This window comes from Kitasatospora sp. NPDC004531 (assembly GCF_053602195.1).
Genome location: NZ_JBSGDD010000044.1, coordinates 21,669 through 38,267 on the forward strand (window position 1 = coordinate 21,669; position 16,599 = coordinate 38,267).

Consider the following 16,599-nt stretch of genomic DNA (forward strand, 5'->3'; position numbering starts at 1 on the left):
TTCCCCGCACCACCGAGGAGTTCCCGATGTCCGAGCCCGTCGCCTCCCGCCGTACCGTCCTCTGCTGCGCGGCCGTCGCGCTGGCCGGTGCGACGGCGGCCGGTTGCTCAAGCTCCAAGGAGAAGACCGAAACGCCCTCCGGCCCGATCGACCTCGGCGCGGCCTCCGACGTCCCGGTCGGCGGCGGCAAGGTGTACCGCGAGCAGGCCGTCGTCGTCACGCAGCCGACCGCCGGCCAGTACAAGGCCTTCAGCGCCAAGTGCACGCACGCCGGCTGCCTGGTCAACGGCGTGCTCAAGGAGCAGATCCAGTGCCTGTGCCACGGCAGCCGCTTCGCCATCACCGACGGCGCCGTGCAGGACGGCCCGGCCCCGAAGCCGCTGCCCGAGTACCAGGTCGCGGTGCAGAACGGTCAGCTCCAGGTCACCAAGTAGCATCCCGCCCCGAGGTGTCGGCGCCAGTCGGTACGGTAGGGGCATGGCTGACCCGTCCACCTACCGTCCGGCTCCGGGGGCGATCCCGCTCTCGCCCGGGGTGTACAAGTTCCGTGACGCGCACGGGCGGGTCATCTACGTCGGCAAGGCGAAGAACCTGCGCCAGCGGCTCTCCTCCTACTTCCAGGACGTCGCGAACCTGCACCCGCGCACCGCGACGATGGTCACCACCGCGGCGTCGGTGGAGTGGACGGTGGTGTCCACCGAGGTCGAGGCGCTGCAGCTGGAGTACTCCTGGATCAAGGAGTTCGACCCGCGGTTCAACGTCAAGTACCGGGACGACAAGAGCTACCCGGAGCTGGCGGTCACCCTGAACGAGGAGTTCCCGCGGGTCCAGGTGATGCGCGGGGCGCACAAGAAGGGCGTGCGCTACTTCGGCCCCTACGGGCACGCCTGGGCGATCCGCGAGACCGTCGACCTGCTGCTGCGGGTCTTCCCCGTCCGCACCTGCTCCAACGGCGTCTTCAAGCGCGCCCAACAGGTCGGCCGGCCCTGCCTGTTGGGGTACATCGGCAAGTGCGCGGCCCCCTGCGTGGGCCGGGTCGACGCCGCCGAGCACCGCGAACTCGCCGAGGAGTTCTGCGACTTCATGGCCGGCCGGACGGGCAACTACCTGCGCCGCCTGGAGCAGCAGATGCAGGAGGCCGCCGCCGAGATGGAGTACGAGAAGGCGGCCCGGCTGCGCGACGACCTCGGCGCGCTGCGCCGCGCGATGGAGAAGAACGCGGTGGTGCTGGGCGACGGCACCGACGCCGACCTGCTCGCGCTGGCACAGGACGAACTCGAAGCGGCCGTGCAGATCTTCCACGTCCGCGGCGGCCGGGTGCGCGGCCAGCGCGGCTGGGTGACCGACAAGGTCGAGGACGTGGACACGGCCGGCCTGGTCGAGCACGCGCTGCAGCAGCTGTACGGCGCGGGCACCGAGCAGGTCCCGCGCGAGGTCCTCGTCCCGGCCGTGCCGGACGAGGCCGTCCATGAGTGGCTGTGCACCCTGCGCGGCTCCCAGGTCGACCTGCGCGTCCCGCAGCGCGGCGACAAGAAGGACCTGATGGAGACGGTGCAGCGCAACGCCCAGCAGGCGCTGGCGCTGCACAAGACCAAGCGCGCCTCGGACCTCACCACCCGCAGCCGCGCGCTCCAGGAGATCGCCGAGGCCCTGGAGTTGGACTCGGCGCCGCTGCGCATCGAGTGCTTCGACATCTCCCACCTGCAGGGTGAGGACGTGGTCGCGTCCATGGTCGTCTTCGAGGACGGCCTGGCCCGCAAGAGCGAGTACCGCCGGTTCCAGATCAAGGGCTTCGAGGGCCAGGACGACGTCCGCTCGATGCACGAGGTGATCACCCGCCGCTTCCGCCGCTACCTCCAGGAACGCGAGCAGACCGGCGAGTGGGCCGTCCCGGAGGAGGACGAGTCGCTCACCGACGAGACCGGCCGCCCCAAGCGCTTCGCCTACCCGCCGCAACTGCTGGTGGTCGACGGCGGGCAGCCCCAGGTCGCCGCCGCCCAGCGGGCCCTGGACGAACTGGGCATGGACGACGTCGCGGTGTGCGGCCTGGCGAAGCGCCTGGAGGAGGTGTGGCTGCCCGGGCAGGACGACCCGGTGGTGCTGCCGCGCTCCTCCGAAGGCCTCTACCTGCTGCAGCGGGTGCGCGACGAGGCGCACCGGTTCGCGATCAACTACCAGCGCTCGAAGCGCTCCAAACGGCTCACGGCGGGGGAACTGGACTCCGTCCCCGGGCTCGGCGAGACTCGCCGCCGGGCCCTGCTGAAGCACTTCGGTTCGCTGAAGAAGCTCCGGGCGGCCACCGTCGACGAGTTGTGCGAAGTCCCGGGGATCGGGCGCCGGACCGCGGAGACTGTTGCCGCAGCCTTGGCCTCCCGTACACCCGCCGCATTCGCGGTCAACACCGCGACCGGCGAGATCATCGAAGACAGCACCGCCACAGCAGTACCGAGAAGCGGGGAAGAGACGTGACTGTGTCCAACGGGGGAGAGAGCACCCCCGAGCTGGTGATCATCTCCGGCATGTCCGGGGCGGGCCGCTCCACCGCGGCCAAGTGCCTGGAGGACCTCGGCTGGTTCGTGGTCGACAACCTGCCGCCGGCGCTGATTCCCACCATGGTCGACCTGGGGGCCCGCTCGCAGGGCGCGGTGCCGCGGATCGGCGTGGTCGTCGACGTGCGCGGCCGCACCTTCTTCGACGACCTGCTGACCTCGCTGGAGGAGCTGGAGAAGCGCGGCGTCCGGCTCCGGGTGGTCTTCCTCGACTCCTCCGACGACGCCCTGGTGCGCCGCTTCGAGTCGGTGCGCCGCCCGCACCCGCTGCAGGCCGACGGCCGGATCGTCGACGGCATCGCCCAGGAACGCGAGCTGCTGCGCGAGCTGCGCGGCGAGGCCGACCTGGTCGTCGACACCTCCAACCTCAACGTGCACCAGCTGCGCGCCAAGATGGACGCCCAGTTCGCCGGCCAGGACGAGCCGGAGCTGCGCGCCACCGTGATGTCCTTCGGCTTCAAGTACGGCCTGCCGGTCGACGCCGACCTGGTCGTGGACTGCCGCTTCCTGCCGAACCCGCACTGGGTCCCCGAGCTGCGGGCCCGTACCGGAACCGATCCGGACGTGGCAGAGTACGTGTTCCAGCAGCCCGGGGCGCAGCCGTTCCTGGACGGCTACACCGAGCTGCTGCGGATCATCACGGAGGGCTACCGCCGCGAGGGGAAGCGCTACATGACGCTTGCCGTAGGCTGCACCGGAGGCAAACACCGCAGCGTGGCGATGTCCGAGCAGCTGACCAAGCGCTTGATCGCGGACGGAGTCGAGACGGTGCTGGTCCACCGGGACATGGGCCGGGAGTAGCGGCCGGGAACCACCCGTACCGCCGCCCCGGCCGAGCACGAGACAGGAACATGGGGTCGGCGTGACGGGATACGTGCCAGCGCGGCAGCAGCTCCGGACCAAACCCGCCGAGCGGGCCGCCGCCGGGCAGCACCGCCCCGGCGCGCCGAAGATCGCCGCACTGGGCGGCGGCCAGGGCCTGTCCGCGTCGCTGTCCGCGCTGCGCCGGCTGACCACCGAGCTGACCGCCGTGGTCACCGTCGCCGACGACGGCGGCTCCAGCGGGCGGCTGCGCGCCGAGCTCGGCGTGCTGCCGCCCGGCGACCTGCGCAAGGCGCTGGCCGCGCTGTGCGGCGACGACGACTGGGGCCGCACCTGGTCGGAGGTCATCCAGCAGCGCTTCACCGGCAACGGCGAGCTCGGCGGCCACGCGGTCGGCAACCTGCTGATCGTCGCGCTGTGGGAGAAGCTCGGCGACCCGGTGGAGGCGCTGAACTGGGTGGGCCGGCTGCTGAACGTGCAGGGCCGGGTACTGCCGATGTCCGCGGTGCCGCTGGACATCGAGGCGCAGGTCCGCGGGCACGACCCGCTGCGGCCCGGCGAGGTGACGGCGGTCCGCGGCCAGGCCTCGGTCGCGGTGACGCCCGGCACCGTCCAGTCGATCCGACTCGTGCCGGACGAGCCGCCGGCCGTCCCGGAGGCCGTGCAGGCCGTGCGGGAGGCGGACTGGGTGGTGCTCGGCCCGGGCTCCTGGTTCACCAGCGTGCTGCCGCACCTGCTGGTCCCCGACCTCGCGAAGGCCCTCACCGAGACCCGCGCCCGCCGCCTGCTGACGCTCAACCTGGCCCCGCAGCCCGGCGAGACCGAGGGCTTCACCCCGCAGCGCCACCTGGAGGTGATCGCCGACCACGCTCCGGACCTCGCCGTGGATGCGATCCTGGTGGATGAGCGGGCCGTCAGCGGAGGCGCATTCGGGCTCGCCGACCTGACGGGCCTGGAGCAGGCCGCGAAGCGGATGGGCGCCGCCCTGGTGCTCGACTCGGTGGCCCGCGCCGACGGCACCCCGCGACACGACCCGGAGCTCTTGGCCGCCGCGTACGACCGGATTTTCCGGACTCATGGAAGGATCGGCCCATGGCGATGACGGCAGCGGTGAAAGACGAGATCTCCCGGCTTCCCGTCACCCGTGCCTGCTGCCGCAAGGCGGAGGTCTCGGCGATCCTGCGTTTTGCGGGCGGACTGCACATTGTGAGCGGCCGCATCGTGATCGAGGCGGAGCTGGACACCGGCATTGCGGCACGGCGGCTGCGCAAGGACCTCCTGGAGATCTTCGGACACTCCTCGGATCTGGTGGTGATGGCCCCCGGCGGGCTGCGTCGCGGCAGCCGGTACGTGGTGCGGGTGGTGAAGGACGGCGAGCTGCTGGCCCGGCAGACCGGGCTGGTGGACGGACGCGGACGGCCGATCCGGGGCCTGCCCCCGGCGGTGGTGTCCGGCGCGACGTGCGACGCGGAGGCCGCCTGGCGCGGCGCGTTCCTGGCGCACGGCTCGCTCACCGAGCCCGGCCGCTCCTCCTCGCTGGAGATCACCTGCCCCGGCTCGGAGGCGGCGCTCGCCCTGGTCGGCGCGGCCCGCCGGCTCGGCATCCCCGCCAAGGCCCGCGAGGTCCGCGGCGTCGACCGGGTGGTGATCCGCGACGGCGACGCGATCGGCGCGCTGCTCACCCGCCTCGGCGCGCACGAGTCCGTGCTGGCCTGGGAGGAGCGCCGGATGCGCCGCGAGGTCCGCGCCACCGCCAACCGGCTGGCCAACTTCGACGACGCCAACCTGCGCCGCTCGGCCCGCGCCGCCGTCGCGGCCGGCGCCCGGGTGGCCCGCGCCCTGGAGATCCTCGGCGAGGAGGTGCCCGAGCACCTGGCGGCGGCCGGCGCGCTGCGCATGCAGCACAAGCAGGCCTCGCTGGAGGAGCTCGGCGCGCTCGCCGACCCGCCGCTGACCAAGGACGCGGTGGCCGGCCGGATCCGCCGCCTGCTGGCGATGGCCGACAAGCGCGCCGCCGAACTCGGACTGCCCAACACCGAGGCCAACCTCACCGAGGAGATGGCCCTGAACTGACCGGCCGTCGGCCTCCCGGAACGCAACCCCGAAGGGGCGTGCGGAGCGTGACGCGGCATCCGCCGCGGACCGGCCCGCACGCCCCTTTCGGCCGTCCGGGCCCTTGCGCCGACCGGTGAGGCGATGTGCCTTGCGACACTTGGGGGAGGTAGGGTCAGCAGTGGTCGGGGAAACCCAAAATTTCACCCCCGTCGGGCTCCGGCCCGGCGTACCTGTTAGGAGATCGGTTCGTGACGATCCGGGTAGGCATCAACGGGTTCGGCCGCATCGGCCGCAACTTCTTCCGTGCGGTCAAGGCCCAGGGCGCGGACATCGAAATCGTCGGTGTCAACGACCTGACCGACACCAAGACGCTGGCTCACCTGCTCAAGTACGACACCACTCTCGGTACCTTCCCCGGCGAGGTCTCGCACACCGAGGACACCATCACCGTCGATGGTCACACCTTCAAGGTCACCGCCGAGCGTGACCCCGCCAACCTCCCCTGGGCCGAGCTGGGCGCCGACATCGTCGTCGAGTCCACCGGCATCTTCACCAAGGCCGAGGGTGCGAAGAAGCACCTGGCGGCCGGCGCGAAGAAGGTCGTCATCTCGGCGCCCGCCAGCGACGAGGACATCACCATCGTGCTGGGCGTCAACGACGACAAGTACGACGCGGCCGCGCACAACATCATCTCGAACGCCTCCTGCACCACCAACTGCGTGGCGCCGATGGCGAAGGTGCTGGACGAGAACTTCGGCATCGTCAAGGGCCTGATGACCACCGTGCACGCCTTCACCAACGACCAGGTCACCCTGGACTTCCCGCACAAGGACCTGCGTCGCGCCCGCGCCGCCTCGCAGAACATCATCCCGACCTCGACCGGTGCCGCCAAGGCCACCGCCCTGGTCCTCCCGCAGCTGAAGGGCAAGCTGGACGGCACCTCGCTGCGCGTCCCGGTCCCGACCGGCTCCATCACCGACCTGGTGGTCACCCTGGAGCGCGAGGTCACCAAGGACGAGGTCAACGCCGCGTTCCAGAAGGCCTCCCAGGAGGGCCCGCTCAAGGGCATCCTGGCGTACACCGAAGACCCGATCGTCTCCTCGGACATCGTGAACGACCCGCACTCCTGCATCTTCGACTCGAAGCTGACGATGGTTCAGGGGAACCAGGTCAAGGTGCTCGGCTGGTACGACAACGAGTTCGGCTACTCCAACCGCCTCGTCGACCTGGTCGCCATCGTCGGCGAGCAGCTCTGACTCTTCAGCGGTAGCTGACGTGACGTAAGGGGCAGGGCCCGGAAGGCTGTCACCGCCGACCGGGCCCTGCCGCTGCGCCCATCCTCGTCCGTCCTACCCTGTCCCGGTGTGTGACCCGCTGCCCCGTGTCGCCGCCTGCCGATCCATCCATCGAGGAGCAAGCAAGACCGTGAAGACGATCGAAGACCTGGAGGTCTCCGGCAAGCGGGTGTTCGTCCGCGCCGACCTCAACGTGCCGCTGTCCGGGGACACCATCACCGACGACGGCCGGATCCGCGCCGTCGCGCCGACCATCGCCAAGCTCGTCGAGCGCGGCGCCCGGGTGGTCGTCGCCTCGCACCTCGGCCGCCCCAAGGGCGAGCCGGACCCGAAGTTCTCGCTCGCGCCGGTGGCGGTCCGCCTCGGCGAGATCCTGGGCCGCCCGGTGAGCTTCGCCACCGACACGGTCGGGGACAGCGCGAAGGCCACCGTCGCCGCTCTCGGCGACGGCGAGGTCACGCTGCTGGAGAACCTGCGCTTCAACGCCGGCGAGACCTCCAAGGACGACGCCGAGCGCGGCGCGTTCGCCGACGAGCTGGCCGCCCTGGCGGACCTGTACGTCGGCGACGGCTTCGGTGCGGTGCACCGCAAGCACGCCTCCGTCTACGACCTGCCGGCCCGGCTGCCGCACGCCGTCGGCGACCTGATCGCCACCGAGGTGGGCGTCCTCAAGCGCCTCACCGAGGACGTGGCCCGCCCGTACGTGGTGGTGCTCGGCGGCTCGAAGGTCTCCGACAAGGTCGGCGTGATCGAGAACCTGCTCGGCAAGGCCGACCGGATCCTGATCGGCGGCGGCATGATGTACACCTTCATCGCCGCCCAGGGCCACGGCGTCGGCGCCTCGCTGCTCCAGGAGGACCAGATCCCGGTCGTCCAGGACTACCTGAAGCGCGGCGCCGAGCAGGGCGTGGAGTTCGTGATCCCGCTGGACACCGCGGTGTCCGGCAGCTTCCCGGACGTCAAGACCGGCGCCCCGGTCGAGGACTTCGCGGTGGTCGACGTGGACGCCATCCCGGACGGCGCGCTCGGCCTGGACATCGGCCCGAAGACCGCGCAGCTGTTCGCGGAGAAGATCGCCGACGCGAAGACCGTGTTCTGGAACGGCCCGATGGGCGTGTTCGAGCACCCGGCGTTCGCGGACGGCACCCGGGCCGTGGCCCAGGCGCTGATCGACTCCGACGCGTTCACGGTGGTCGGCGGCGGCGACTCGGCGGCGGCGGTCCGCACCCTGGGCTTCGACGAGACGAAGTTCGGACACATCTCGACCGGCGGTGGCGCGAGCCTCGAGTACCTGGAGGGCAAGACCCTTCCCGGTCTCGCCGCACTGGAGGACTGAGAACACATGACTGAGCGTCTCCCGCTGATGGCGGGCAACTGGAAGATGAACCTCGACCACCTCGAGGCCATCCGCCACACCCAGAAGCTGGCGTTCTCGCTGGCCGACAAGGACTACCAGGCCGTCGAGGTCGCCGTCCTGGTCCCGTTCACCGACCTGCGCTCCGTGCAGACCCTGGTCGACGGCGACAAGCTGAAGATCAAGTACGGCTCGCAGGACATCTCGCAGCACGACGGCGGCGCCTACACCGGCGAGATCTCCGGCCCGATGCTGGCGAAGCTGAACTGCGCCTACGCGGTGATCGGCCACTCCGAGCGTCGCCAGTACCACGGCGAGAACGAGGAGATCGCCAACGCCAAGGTGAAGGCGGCCTACCGCAACGGGATCACCCCGATCCTGTGCATCGGCGAGCCGCTGGAGATCCGCAAGGCCGGCACCCACGTCGAGTACACCCTCGGGCAGTTGGACGGTGCGCTGGACGGCGTTCCGGCCTCCGACGCCGAGAGCATCGTGGTCGCCTACGAGCCGGTCTGGGCGATCGGCACCGGCGAGGTCGCCACCCCCGAGGACGCGCAGGAGGTGTGCGGCGCGATCCGGGCCCGGCTCGCCGAGCTGTACGGCGCCGAGCTGGCCGGCAAGGTCCGCGTCCTGTACGGCGGTTCGGTGAAGTCCTCGTCGGCGGCCGGCCTGATGGCCAAGCCCGACATCGACGGCGGACTGATCGGCGGCGCCTCGCTGGACGCCGAGGAGTTCGTCAAGATCGTGCGCTACCGTGACCAGGCAGTAGGCTAACGCCGCCGCAGCAACGTAGGCTTTGGGGCCGGACCGCTCAAGCGGGCCCGGCCCCTTCGCCGAAGATTCGAGAGAGTTGGTCCCGTCGTGGTTCTCGGGTTCGAGATTGCTCTGATCGTCCTCAGTGTGCTGATGATCCTGTTGGTGCTGCTGCACAAGGGCAAGGGCGGCGGCCTGTCCGACATGTTCGGCGGCGGCGCGATGTCCACCGGTGGCGGCTCCGCGGTGGCCGAGCGCAACCTGGACCGCATCACCGTCGTGATCGGCCTGGGCTGGTTCGCCTGCATCATCGTGCTGGGGCTGCTGCTCAAGGGCAACTGAGGTCGGTGACCGACACCGACAACTGACAGGAAGTCGGCGGGCGGTGGTGGCACAGCCTTAACTGCCGCTTACACTAGGACGACTTCGCCACCGTCCGCCCAGCCGCGGCCGGACGGCACCAGCACGCAGGGGAGTCAGACCGTGGCAAGTGGCAACGCGATCCGAGGCAGCAGAGTCGGTGCTGGCCCGATGGGGGAGGCGGAGCGCGGCGAGTCCGCCCCCCGCAACCGGATCTCCTTCTGGTGCGCCAACAAGCATGAGACGCGCCCCAGTTTCGCTGCGGAGGCGGCCATCCCGGACACCTGGGACTGCCCCCGCTGCGGCTTCCCCGCCGGCCAGGACGAGCACAACCCGCCCGCCCCGGCCCGCAACGAGCCGTACAAGACGCACCTCGCGTACGTGCGCGAGCGGCGGACGGACGCGGACGGCGAGGCGATTCTCGCTGAGGCGCTGGCCAAGCTGCGCGGAGAGATCTGAGCCGTTCGGCAACGTGAAAGCCGCCCACCTCTGGAGGATTCTCCGGGTGGGCGGCTTCGGCGTTGGTGACGTGAGCGCAGCGGTACGGATGGCGAAAGCCGCCCACCGGGGATCGGATTCCCTGGACGGGCGGCTTTCGGCTTGTCGCGTTCCCCTTCGCGCAGTTCCCCGCGCCCCTGACGGGGCGCGTGGCTGGTGGAGCAGCCCTGACGGGAGGTCAGGGGAGTTTGCCGGCGGCGGCTTCGTCCAGGAACCAGAGGGTCTGCTCGGTGCCCTTGACCGCGCCGGCCGGGGCGGTGGTGGCGTCCGGGGCGGTGCGGGCGAGGGCGACGGCTTCGGCCTTGTCGGCGCCGGCGGCCAGGAGCCAGACCTCGCGGGCGCTGTTGAGCGTCGGCAGGGTCAGCGACAGCCGGGTCGGCGGGGGCTTCGGCGAGTCGTGGACGGCGATGACGGTGGCGTCGGTCTCGTGGACCCCGGGGTGGCCGGGGAACAGCGAGGCGACGTGCGCGTCGGGGCCGACGCCCAGGAGCAGGACGTCGAACGCCGGGTCGCCCGCGGCGGCGAGCTCGGCGGCGTACCGGGCGGCGGCGTCCTCCGGGGAGGAGCCGTCGTCGGCGGGCATCTCGTGCACGTGGGCGCCGAGCGGGCGGACGGCGTCCAGGAACGCGGCCGCCTGGACGGCGTTGCGGTCCGGGTCGCCGCCCGGGAGGTAGCGCTCGTCGCCCCACCAGAGGTGGACCCGCGCCCAGTCCACCGCGTCGCGCGCCGGGTGGGCGGCGAGCGCGGCGAGCAGGGCGTTGCCGTTGCGGCCGCCGGTGAGCACCAGGTGGGCGGTGCCGCGTTCGGCCTGGGCGTCGACCGCGGCGGTGATCAGCCGGGCGGCGGCCGCCTCGGCGAGCACCGCCGGGTCGCGGTGGACCAGGACCGTCCCGGTGCTCACTGGGCGCTCTTCTTGCGGGCGGCGGCCTTCTTGGTGGCGGCGGGCTTCTCCTGCTCGCCGACCGCGTGCTCCGCCAGGTGGGCCTGTTCGACGGTGCCGCCGGGGCCCGCGTGCTCGACTCCGGCGATCCGCTCGCGCAGCCGGTCCACGGGGGTCTTGACGGCGGTGGCGTAGATGTCGTCGGGGTCGAGGCGGCGCAGTTCCTCGGCGATCAGTTCGGCGGTGTCGCGGCGCTTGAGCGCGACCATGCGGTCGGGCGCGCCGGGCATCGACAGGGTGCCGAGCAGGCCGTCGGGGCGGTCCAGGACGATGTCGCCGTCCTTGGTGCGCAGCGTGACGGAGGTGATGCCGGGGCCGCCGGTGACGACCCGTTCGACCGGGACGCGCAGGCGGTTGTGCAGCCACAGGCCGAGCAGTTCGACGCTGGGGTTGTACGACTCGCCCTCGACCACCGCGGCGGTGATCGTGACGTCGCGCTGGTCGAGCGCGGCGGCCAGCATGGAGCGCCAGCCGGTGATCCGGGTCCAGGCCAGGTCGGTGTCGCCGGGGTGGTAGCCGGCGGCCCGCTGGGCGAGCTGGCCGACCGGGGACTCGGCGGTCACGGCGTCGGTGATCCGGCGCTGGGCGAGCGCGCCGAGCGGGTCCTGGGCGGGGTTGAGCGGCGCGTTGTCGGGCCACCAGACCACCACGGGGGCGTCCGGCAGCAGCAGCGGCAGCACCACGGACTGGGCGTGCGAGGCGAGTTCGCCGTGCATGCGCAGGACGACCGTCTCGCCGCTGCCGGCGTCGCTGCCGACCAGGATCTCCGCGTCCAGCCGGGTCTCGGCCCGGGCGCGGGGGGAGCGGCCGGCCCGCTTGATGACGGCCAGGGTCCGCGAGGGGTGCTCGCGGGAGGCGTCGTTGGCGGCCTTCAGGGCGTCGTAGGCGCTGCCCTCGTCGGTCACGATGACCAGGGTCAGCACCATGCCGGCGGCGGTCGAGCCGCTGGCCCGCCGGGCGTCCATCAGAGCAGCGTTGATCTTGCTGGACGTGGTGTTCGTCAGGTCGATCTTCATGGCCGGCGCCAGCTCCTGCCGTCTCGTGCGAGCATCTCGTCCGCCTCGACCGGGCCCCAGGTGCCGGCCGGGTACTGCGCGGGTTTGCCGTGGGTGTCCCAGTACTGCTCGATCGGGTCGAGGATCTGCCAGGACAGCTCGACCTCCTGGTGCCGCGGGAAGAGGTTGGCGTCGCCGAGCAGGACGTCCAGGATGAGGCGCTCGTACGCCTCGGGGCTGGACTCGGTGAACGACTCGCCGTAGGCGAAGTCCATGGTGACGTCGCGGACCTCCAGCGCGGTGCCGGGGACCTTCGAGCCGAAGCGCACGGTGACGCCCTCGTCCGGCTGGACGCGGATCACCAGGGCGTTCTGGCCGAGCTCCTCGGTGGCGTAGGAGTCGAACGGCAGGTACGGGGCGCGCTGGAAGACCACCGCGATCTCGGTGACCCGGCGGCCCAGCCGCTTGCCGGTGCGCAGGTAGAACGGCACGCCCGCCCAGCGGCGGTTGTTGATCTCCAGCTTGATGGCCGCGTAGGTGTCGGTCTTGGACTCGGGGTTGATGCCGTCCTCGTCCAGGTAGCCGACCACCTCCTCGCCGCCCTGCCAGCCGGAGGTGTACTGGCCGCGCACGGTGTGCTTGCCCAGGTCGGCGGGGAGCTTGACGGCGCTGAGCACCTTCAGCTTCTCGGCGACCAGCGCCTTCGGGTGGAAGGACGCGGGCTCCTCGATGGCGGTCAGCGCCATCAGCTGGAGCAGGTGGTTCTGGATGACGTCGCGCGCCGAGCCGATGCCGTCGTAGTAGCCGGCGCGGCCGCCGATGCCGATGTCCTCGGCCATGGTGATCTGCACGTGGTCGACGTACGACCGGTTCCAGATCGGTTCGAACATCTGGTTGGCGAAGCGCAGCGCCAGGATGTTCTGGACGGTCTCCTTGCCCAGGTAGTGGTCGATCCGGAAGACCTCGTCGCGGGGGAAGACCTCGTGGACGATCCGGTTCAGCTCCTGGGCGGACTCCAGGTCGTGGCCGAACGGCTTCTCGATGACGGCCCGGCGCCAGGAGCCCGGCGCCGGGTCGGTCAGGCCGTGCTTCTTGAGCTGCTGGACCACGGTGGGGAAGAACTTCGGCGGGACCGACAGGTAGAACGCGAAGTTGCCGCTGGTGCCCTGCGCCTGGTCGAGCTCCTCGATGGTGCGGCGCAGCATGTCGAAGGCGTCGTCGTCGCCGAAGTCGCCCTGGACGAACCGCATGCCCTTGGCGAGCTGCTGCCAGACCTCCTCGCGGAAGGGGGTGCGCGCGTGCTCCTTGACGGCGTCGTGCACCACCTGCGCGAAGTCCTCGTCGGCCCACTCGCGTCGGGCGAAGCCGATCAGCGAGAAGCCCGGCGGCAGCAGGCCGCGGTTGGCGAGGTCGTAGACGGCCGGCATCAGCTTCTTGCGCGACAGGTCGCCGGTGACGCCGAAGATCACCAGCCCGGACGGGCCGGCGATCCTCGGGAGCCGGCGGTCGGCGGGGTCCCGCAGCGGGTTGACGGGCCGGTCCGGGGTGTCTCCCGCGGCCGGCTCCGTTCCCTCCACGTCCGGGTACGGCTGGGTGTTGCTCACTGTGGTGTGCTCCGCTTTCCGTGCGTCGGTTCCGTGAGCAGGGTCAGTTGTCGCCGTGCGACTGGAGCGCGGCGGTGACGGTGTCGAGGAGCTCGTTCCAGGACACCTCGAACTTCTGCACGCCCTCCTCCTCCAGCACCCGCACCACGTCGTCGTAGTCCACGCCGGCCGCGGCGATCGCGTCCAGCACGCCCTTGGCGTCCGCGTAGTTCGGGGTGATGGTGTCGCCGGTGACGACGCCGTGGTCGTCGGTGGCGTCCAGGGTGGCCTCGGGCATGGTGTTGACGGTGCCGGGGGCGACCAGCTCGGTCACGTAGAGGGTGTCCGGCAGGCTCGGGTCCTTGACGCCGGTGGACGCCCACAGCGGGCGCTGCGGCTTGGCGCCGGCGGCCTCCAGGGCCTGCCAGCGGGCCGAGGCGGGCTTCGCGCCGTCGACCGAGCCGTAGACCTCCTCGTACGCCTGGTAGGCGAGGCGGGCGTTGGCCACGGCGGCCTTGGAGCGCAGGTCCTTGGCCTCGCCGCCGAGCGCGTCCAGGCGCTTGTCGATCTCGGTGTCCACGCGGGAGACGAAGAACGAGGCGACCGACTCGATCTGCGAGAGGTCCAGGCCGGCGGCCTTGGCCTGCTCCAGGCCGGTCAGGTGGGCGTCGATGACGGCCTTGTAGCGCTCCAGCGAGAAGATCAGCGTGACGTTGACGCTGATGCCCTTGGCGAGCACGGCGCTGATCGCGGGCAGGCCGGCCAGCGTGGCGGGGATCTTGATCAGCACGTTCGGGCGGTCGACCAGCCACCACAGCTGCTTGGCTTCGGCGATCGTCGCGGCGGTCTCGTGGGCGAGGCGCGGGTCGACCTCGATGGAGACCCGGCCGTCGCGGCCGTTGGAGGCGTCGTACACCGGGCGCAGCACGTCGGCGGCGTCGCGGACGTCCGAGGTGGTGATCATGCGGACGGCTTCGTCGGTGGTGACCTTGCGGACCGCGAGGTCCTCCAGCTGGCGGTTGTAGGCGCCGTTGCCGGCGATCGCCTTCTGGAAGATGGTCGGGTTGGTGGTGACGCCGACGACGTGCTTCTCCTGCACCAGCTCGGCCAGGTTGCCGGAGTTCAGGCGCTCCCGGCTGAGGTCGTCCAGCCAGATCGCCACGCCTTCTTCGCTGAGGCGGTTCAATGCGTCGGTCATGGTGCTTCAGTCCCTCTTCTTCTTTTCGTACGTCTGCGGTGGAGTCCGGGGGCCCGGCCCGGGGGAGTGCGGATCCCCCGGGCCGGGGTGCGACCGCTAGCGGGAGACGGCCTCGACCGTGCGCAGCGAGGCGCGGGCCGCGTTGGCGACCGCGTCCGCGGTGATGCCGAACTCCTGGTAGAGCACCTTGTAGTCGGCGGAGGCGCCGAAGTGCTCCAGGCTGATGATCCGACCGGCGTCGCCGACCAGCTCGCGCCAGCCCTGGGCGATGCCCGCCTCGACCGAGACCCGGGCCCGGACGTTCGGCGGCAGCACGCTGTCGCGGTACGCCTGGTCCTGCTCGTTGAACCACTCCACGGACGGCATCGACACCACGCGGGCCGGGACGCCCTCGGCCTGCAGGGCCTCGCGGGCCTGCATCGCCAACTGCACCTCGGAGCCGGTGCCGATCAGGATCACCTTGGGCTCGCCGCCCTCGGCCTCGGCCAGCACGTAGCCGCCCTTGGCCGCGCCCTCGGCGGAGCCGAACACCTCGCGGTCGAAGGTCGGCACGCCCTGGCGGGTCAGCACCAGGCCGACCGGGCCGGGGTGGCTGGTCTGCCGCTCCAGCACGGTGCGCCAGACCACGGCGGTCTCGTTGGCGTCCGCCGGGCGGACCACGGCCAGGCCCGGGATGGCGCGCAGCGCGGCCAGGTGCTCCACCGGCTGGTGGGTCGGGCCGTCCTCGCCGAGGCCGATCGAGTCGTGCGTCCAGACGTAGACCACCGGCAGCTTCATCAGCGCGGCGAGCCGGACCGCGGGCCGCATGTAGTCGGAGAACACCAGGAAGGTGCCGCCGTAGATGCGGGTGCGGCCGTGCAGCGCGATGCCGTTCATCACGGAGCCCATGGCGTGCTCGCGGATGCCGTAGTGGACGGTGCGGCCGTACGGCGAGGCGCTCTTGAGCGAGTTGCCCTCCGGAAGGAAGGAGGACTCCTCGTCGATGGTGGTCAGGTTGGACTCGGCGAGGTCCGCGGAGCCGCCCCACAGCTCGGGGATCAGCTTGCCGACGGCCTTCAGCGTGTCGCCGGAGGCCTTGCGGGTGGCGACGTCCTTGCCGGCCGGGAAGACCGGCAGGGACTTCTCCCAGCCGTCGGGCAGCTCGCCGATCTGGATCCGGTCGAACTCGGCGGCGCGCTGCGGGTTGCCGGCGCGCCACTCGCGCAGCTGCTCCTCCCAGGCGGTGCGGGCGGCCTGGCCGCGCTGCACGACCTCGCGGGTGTGCGCGATCACCTGGTCGGTCACCTCGAAGGTCTTCTGCGGGTCGAAGCCCAGCACCTTCTTGGTGGCGGCGATCTCGGCGTCGCCGAGGGCCGAGCCGTGCGCCTTGGCGGTGTCCTGGGCGTTCGGCGCGGGCCAGGCGATGATGGTGCGCATCGCGATGATCGACGGCCGCTCGGTCTCGGCCTTGGCGGCCTCCAGCGCGGCGGCCAGCGCGACCACGTCGATGTCGCCGTCCGACTTCGGGACGACCCGCTGGACGTGCCAGCCGTACGCCTCGTAGCGGGCCAGCACGTCCTCGGAGAACGCGGTGGCGGTGTCGCCCTCGATGGAGATGTGGTTGTCGTCGTACAGCGCGACCAGGTTGCCCAGCTTCTGGTGGCCGGCCAGCGAGGACGCCTCGGCGGAGATGCCCTCCTGGAGGTCGCCGTCGGAGACGATCGCCCAGATGGTGTGGTCGAACGGCGAGGTGCCGGCCGGCGCGTCCGGGTCGAACAGGCCGCGCTCGTAGCGGGCGGCCATCGCCATGCCGACCGCGTTGCCGACGCCCTGGCCGAGCGGGCCGGTGGTGGTCTCGACACCGGCGGTGTGGCCGTGCTCGGGGTGCCCCGGGGTGCGGCTGCCCGCGACCCGGAAGGCCTTCAGGTCGTCCAGCGACAGTCCGTAACCGGACAGGAACAGCTGGGTGTACAGCGTGAGGGAGGTGTGCCCCGGCGAGAGCACGAAGCGGTCGCGGCCGACCCAGGTCGGGTCGGTCGGGTCGTGGCGCAGGAAGCGCTGGAAGATGAGGTAGGCGGCGGGGGCCAGCGACATCGCAGTGCCCGGGTGCCCGTTACCCACCTTCTGCACGGCGTCCATGGCCAGGACCCGGGCCGTGTCAACGGCACGCTGGTCCAGCTCGCTCCACTCGAATACGTTCGGCGTCGTGCTCACCCTG

15 protein-coding genes are annotated in these 16,599 nt (G+C 71.5%); 10 read left to right on the forward strand and 5 right to left on the reverse strand.

Features of this window, described 5'->3' with window-relative positions; genetic code table 11:
- Positions 1–26: 26 nt before the first annotated feature.
- The 10 genes from ACWEMJ_RS19035 (at position 27) to ACWEMJ_RS19080 (ending at position 9,647) form a co-directional block, all read left to right on the forward strand.
- The gene (locus ACWEMJ_RS19035) at positions 27–434 is read left to right on the forward strand and encodes a Rieske (2Fe-2S) protein (RefSeq protein ID WP_452138222.1); all 408 of its coding nucleotides are present in this window, start codon (positions 27–29) and stop codon (positions 432–434) included.
- Between the two features lie 43 nt (positions 435–477).
- Complete coding sequence (uvrC, locus tag ACWEMJ_RS19040) at positions 478–2,469, forward strand: excinuclease ABC subunit UvrC (protein WP_452138223.1); 1,992 nt, start codon at positions 478–480, stop codon at positions 2,467–2,469.
- 2 nt (positions 2,470–2,471) lie between these two features.
- On the forward strand, positions 2,472–3,350 hold the full coding sequence (gene rapZ, locus ACWEMJ_RS19045) for an RNase adapter RapZ (protein ID WP_035867026.1): 879 nt from the start codon (positions 2,472–2,474) through the stop codon (positions 3,348–3,350).
- A 61-nt stretch (positions 3,351–3,411) separates the two neighbouring features.
- Positions 3,412–4,473 (forward strand): gluconeogenesis factor YvcK family protein, encoded by a 1,062-nt coding sequence (locus ACWEMJ_RS19050; protein WP_452138224.1) that lies wholly within the window; start codon positions 3,412–3,414, stop codon positions 4,471–4,473.
- Positions 4,464–5,444, forward strand: coding sequence for a DNA-binding protein WhiA (whiA, locus tag ACWEMJ_RS19055; protein WP_043910002.1), 981 nt, complete (start codon positions 4,464–4,466; stop codon positions 5,442–5,444). Before ACWEMJ_RS19050 ends, whiA begins: the two co-directional genes overlap by 10 nt.
- Positions 5,445–5,674: 230 nt before the next feature.
- Positions 5,675–6,682 carry a type I glyceraldehyde-3-phosphate dehydrogenase gene (gene gap / locus ACWEMJ_RS19060; protein WP_452138225.1) on the forward strand — a complete coding sequence of 336 codons (1,008 nt, stop codon included), beginning with the start codon at positions 5,675–5,677 and terminating at the stop codon, positions 6,680–6,682.
- Between the two features lie 169 nt (positions 6,683–6,851).
- Complete coding sequence (locus ACWEMJ_RS19065) at positions 6,852–8,057, forward strand: phosphoglycerate kinase (protein ID WP_452138226.1); 1,206 nt, start codon at positions 6,852–6,854, stop codon at positions 8,055–8,057.
- 6 nt (positions 8,058–8,063) lie between these two features.
- On the forward strand, positions 8,064–8,849 hold the full coding sequence (tpiA, locus tag ACWEMJ_RS19070; protein ID WP_452138227.1) for a triose-phosphate isomerase: 786 nt from the start codon (positions 8,064–8,066) through the stop codon (positions 8,847–8,849).
- A gap of 87 nt (positions 8,850–8,936) precedes the next feature.
- The gene (gene secG, locus ACWEMJ_RS19075) at positions 8,937–9,170 is read left to right on the forward strand and encodes a preprotein translocase subunit SecG (RefSeq protein WP_452138228.1); all 234 of its coding nucleotides are present in this window, start codon (positions 8,937–8,939) and stop codon (positions 9,168–9,170) included.
- A gap of 141 nt (positions 9,171–9,311) precedes the next feature.
- Entirely contained in the window at positions 9,312–9,647 is a 336-nt protein-coding gene (locus tag ACWEMJ_RS19080) for an RNA polymerase-binding protein RbpA (RefSeq protein WP_073814874.1), read from the forward strand.
- A 217-nt stretch (positions 9,648–9,864) separates the two neighbouring features.
- On the opposite strand, the gene pgl is transcribed toward ACWEMJ_RS19080, so the two are convergent.
- From pgl to tkt, 5 genes are all read right to left on the reverse strand, one after another.
- Positions 9,865–10,587, reverse strand: a complete 723-nt coding sequence (gene pgl / locus ACWEMJ_RS19085) for a 6-phosphogluconolactonase (protein ID WP_452138229.1) — start codon at positions 10,585–10,587, stop codon at positions 9,865–9,867.
- Positions 10,584–11,642, reverse strand: a complete 1,059-nt coding sequence (gene opcA / locus ACWEMJ_RS19090; RefSeq protein WP_452138230.1) for a glucose-6-phosphate dehydrogenase assembly protein OpcA — start codon at positions 11,640–11,642, stop codon at positions 10,584–10,586. Before opcA ends, pgl begins: the two co-directional genes overlap by 4 nt.
- Entirely contained in the window at positions 11,639–13,198 is a 1,560-nt protein-coding gene (gene zwf / locus ACWEMJ_RS19095; protein WP_452138248.1) for a glucose-6-phosphate dehydrogenase, read from the reverse strand. The genes opcA and zwf overlap by 4 nt, the downstream gene beginning before the upstream one ends.
- Before the next feature lie 70 nt (positions 13,199–13,268).
- Positions 13,269–14,402 carry a transaldolase gene (gene tal / locus ACWEMJ_RS19100; protein WP_452138231.1) on the reverse strand — a complete coding sequence of 378 codons (1,134 nt, stop codon included), beginning with the start codon at positions 14,400–14,402 and terminating at the stop codon, positions 13,269–13,271.
- Positions 14,403–14,498: 96 nt separating this feature from the next.
- Positions 14,499–16,595 carry a transketolase gene (tkt, locus tag ACWEMJ_RS19105; protein ID WP_452138232.1) on the reverse strand — a complete coding sequence of 699 codons (2,097 nt, stop codon included), beginning with the start codon at positions 16,593–16,595 and terminating at the stop codon, positions 14,499–14,501.
- Positions 16,596–16,599: the final 4 nt, after the last annotated feature.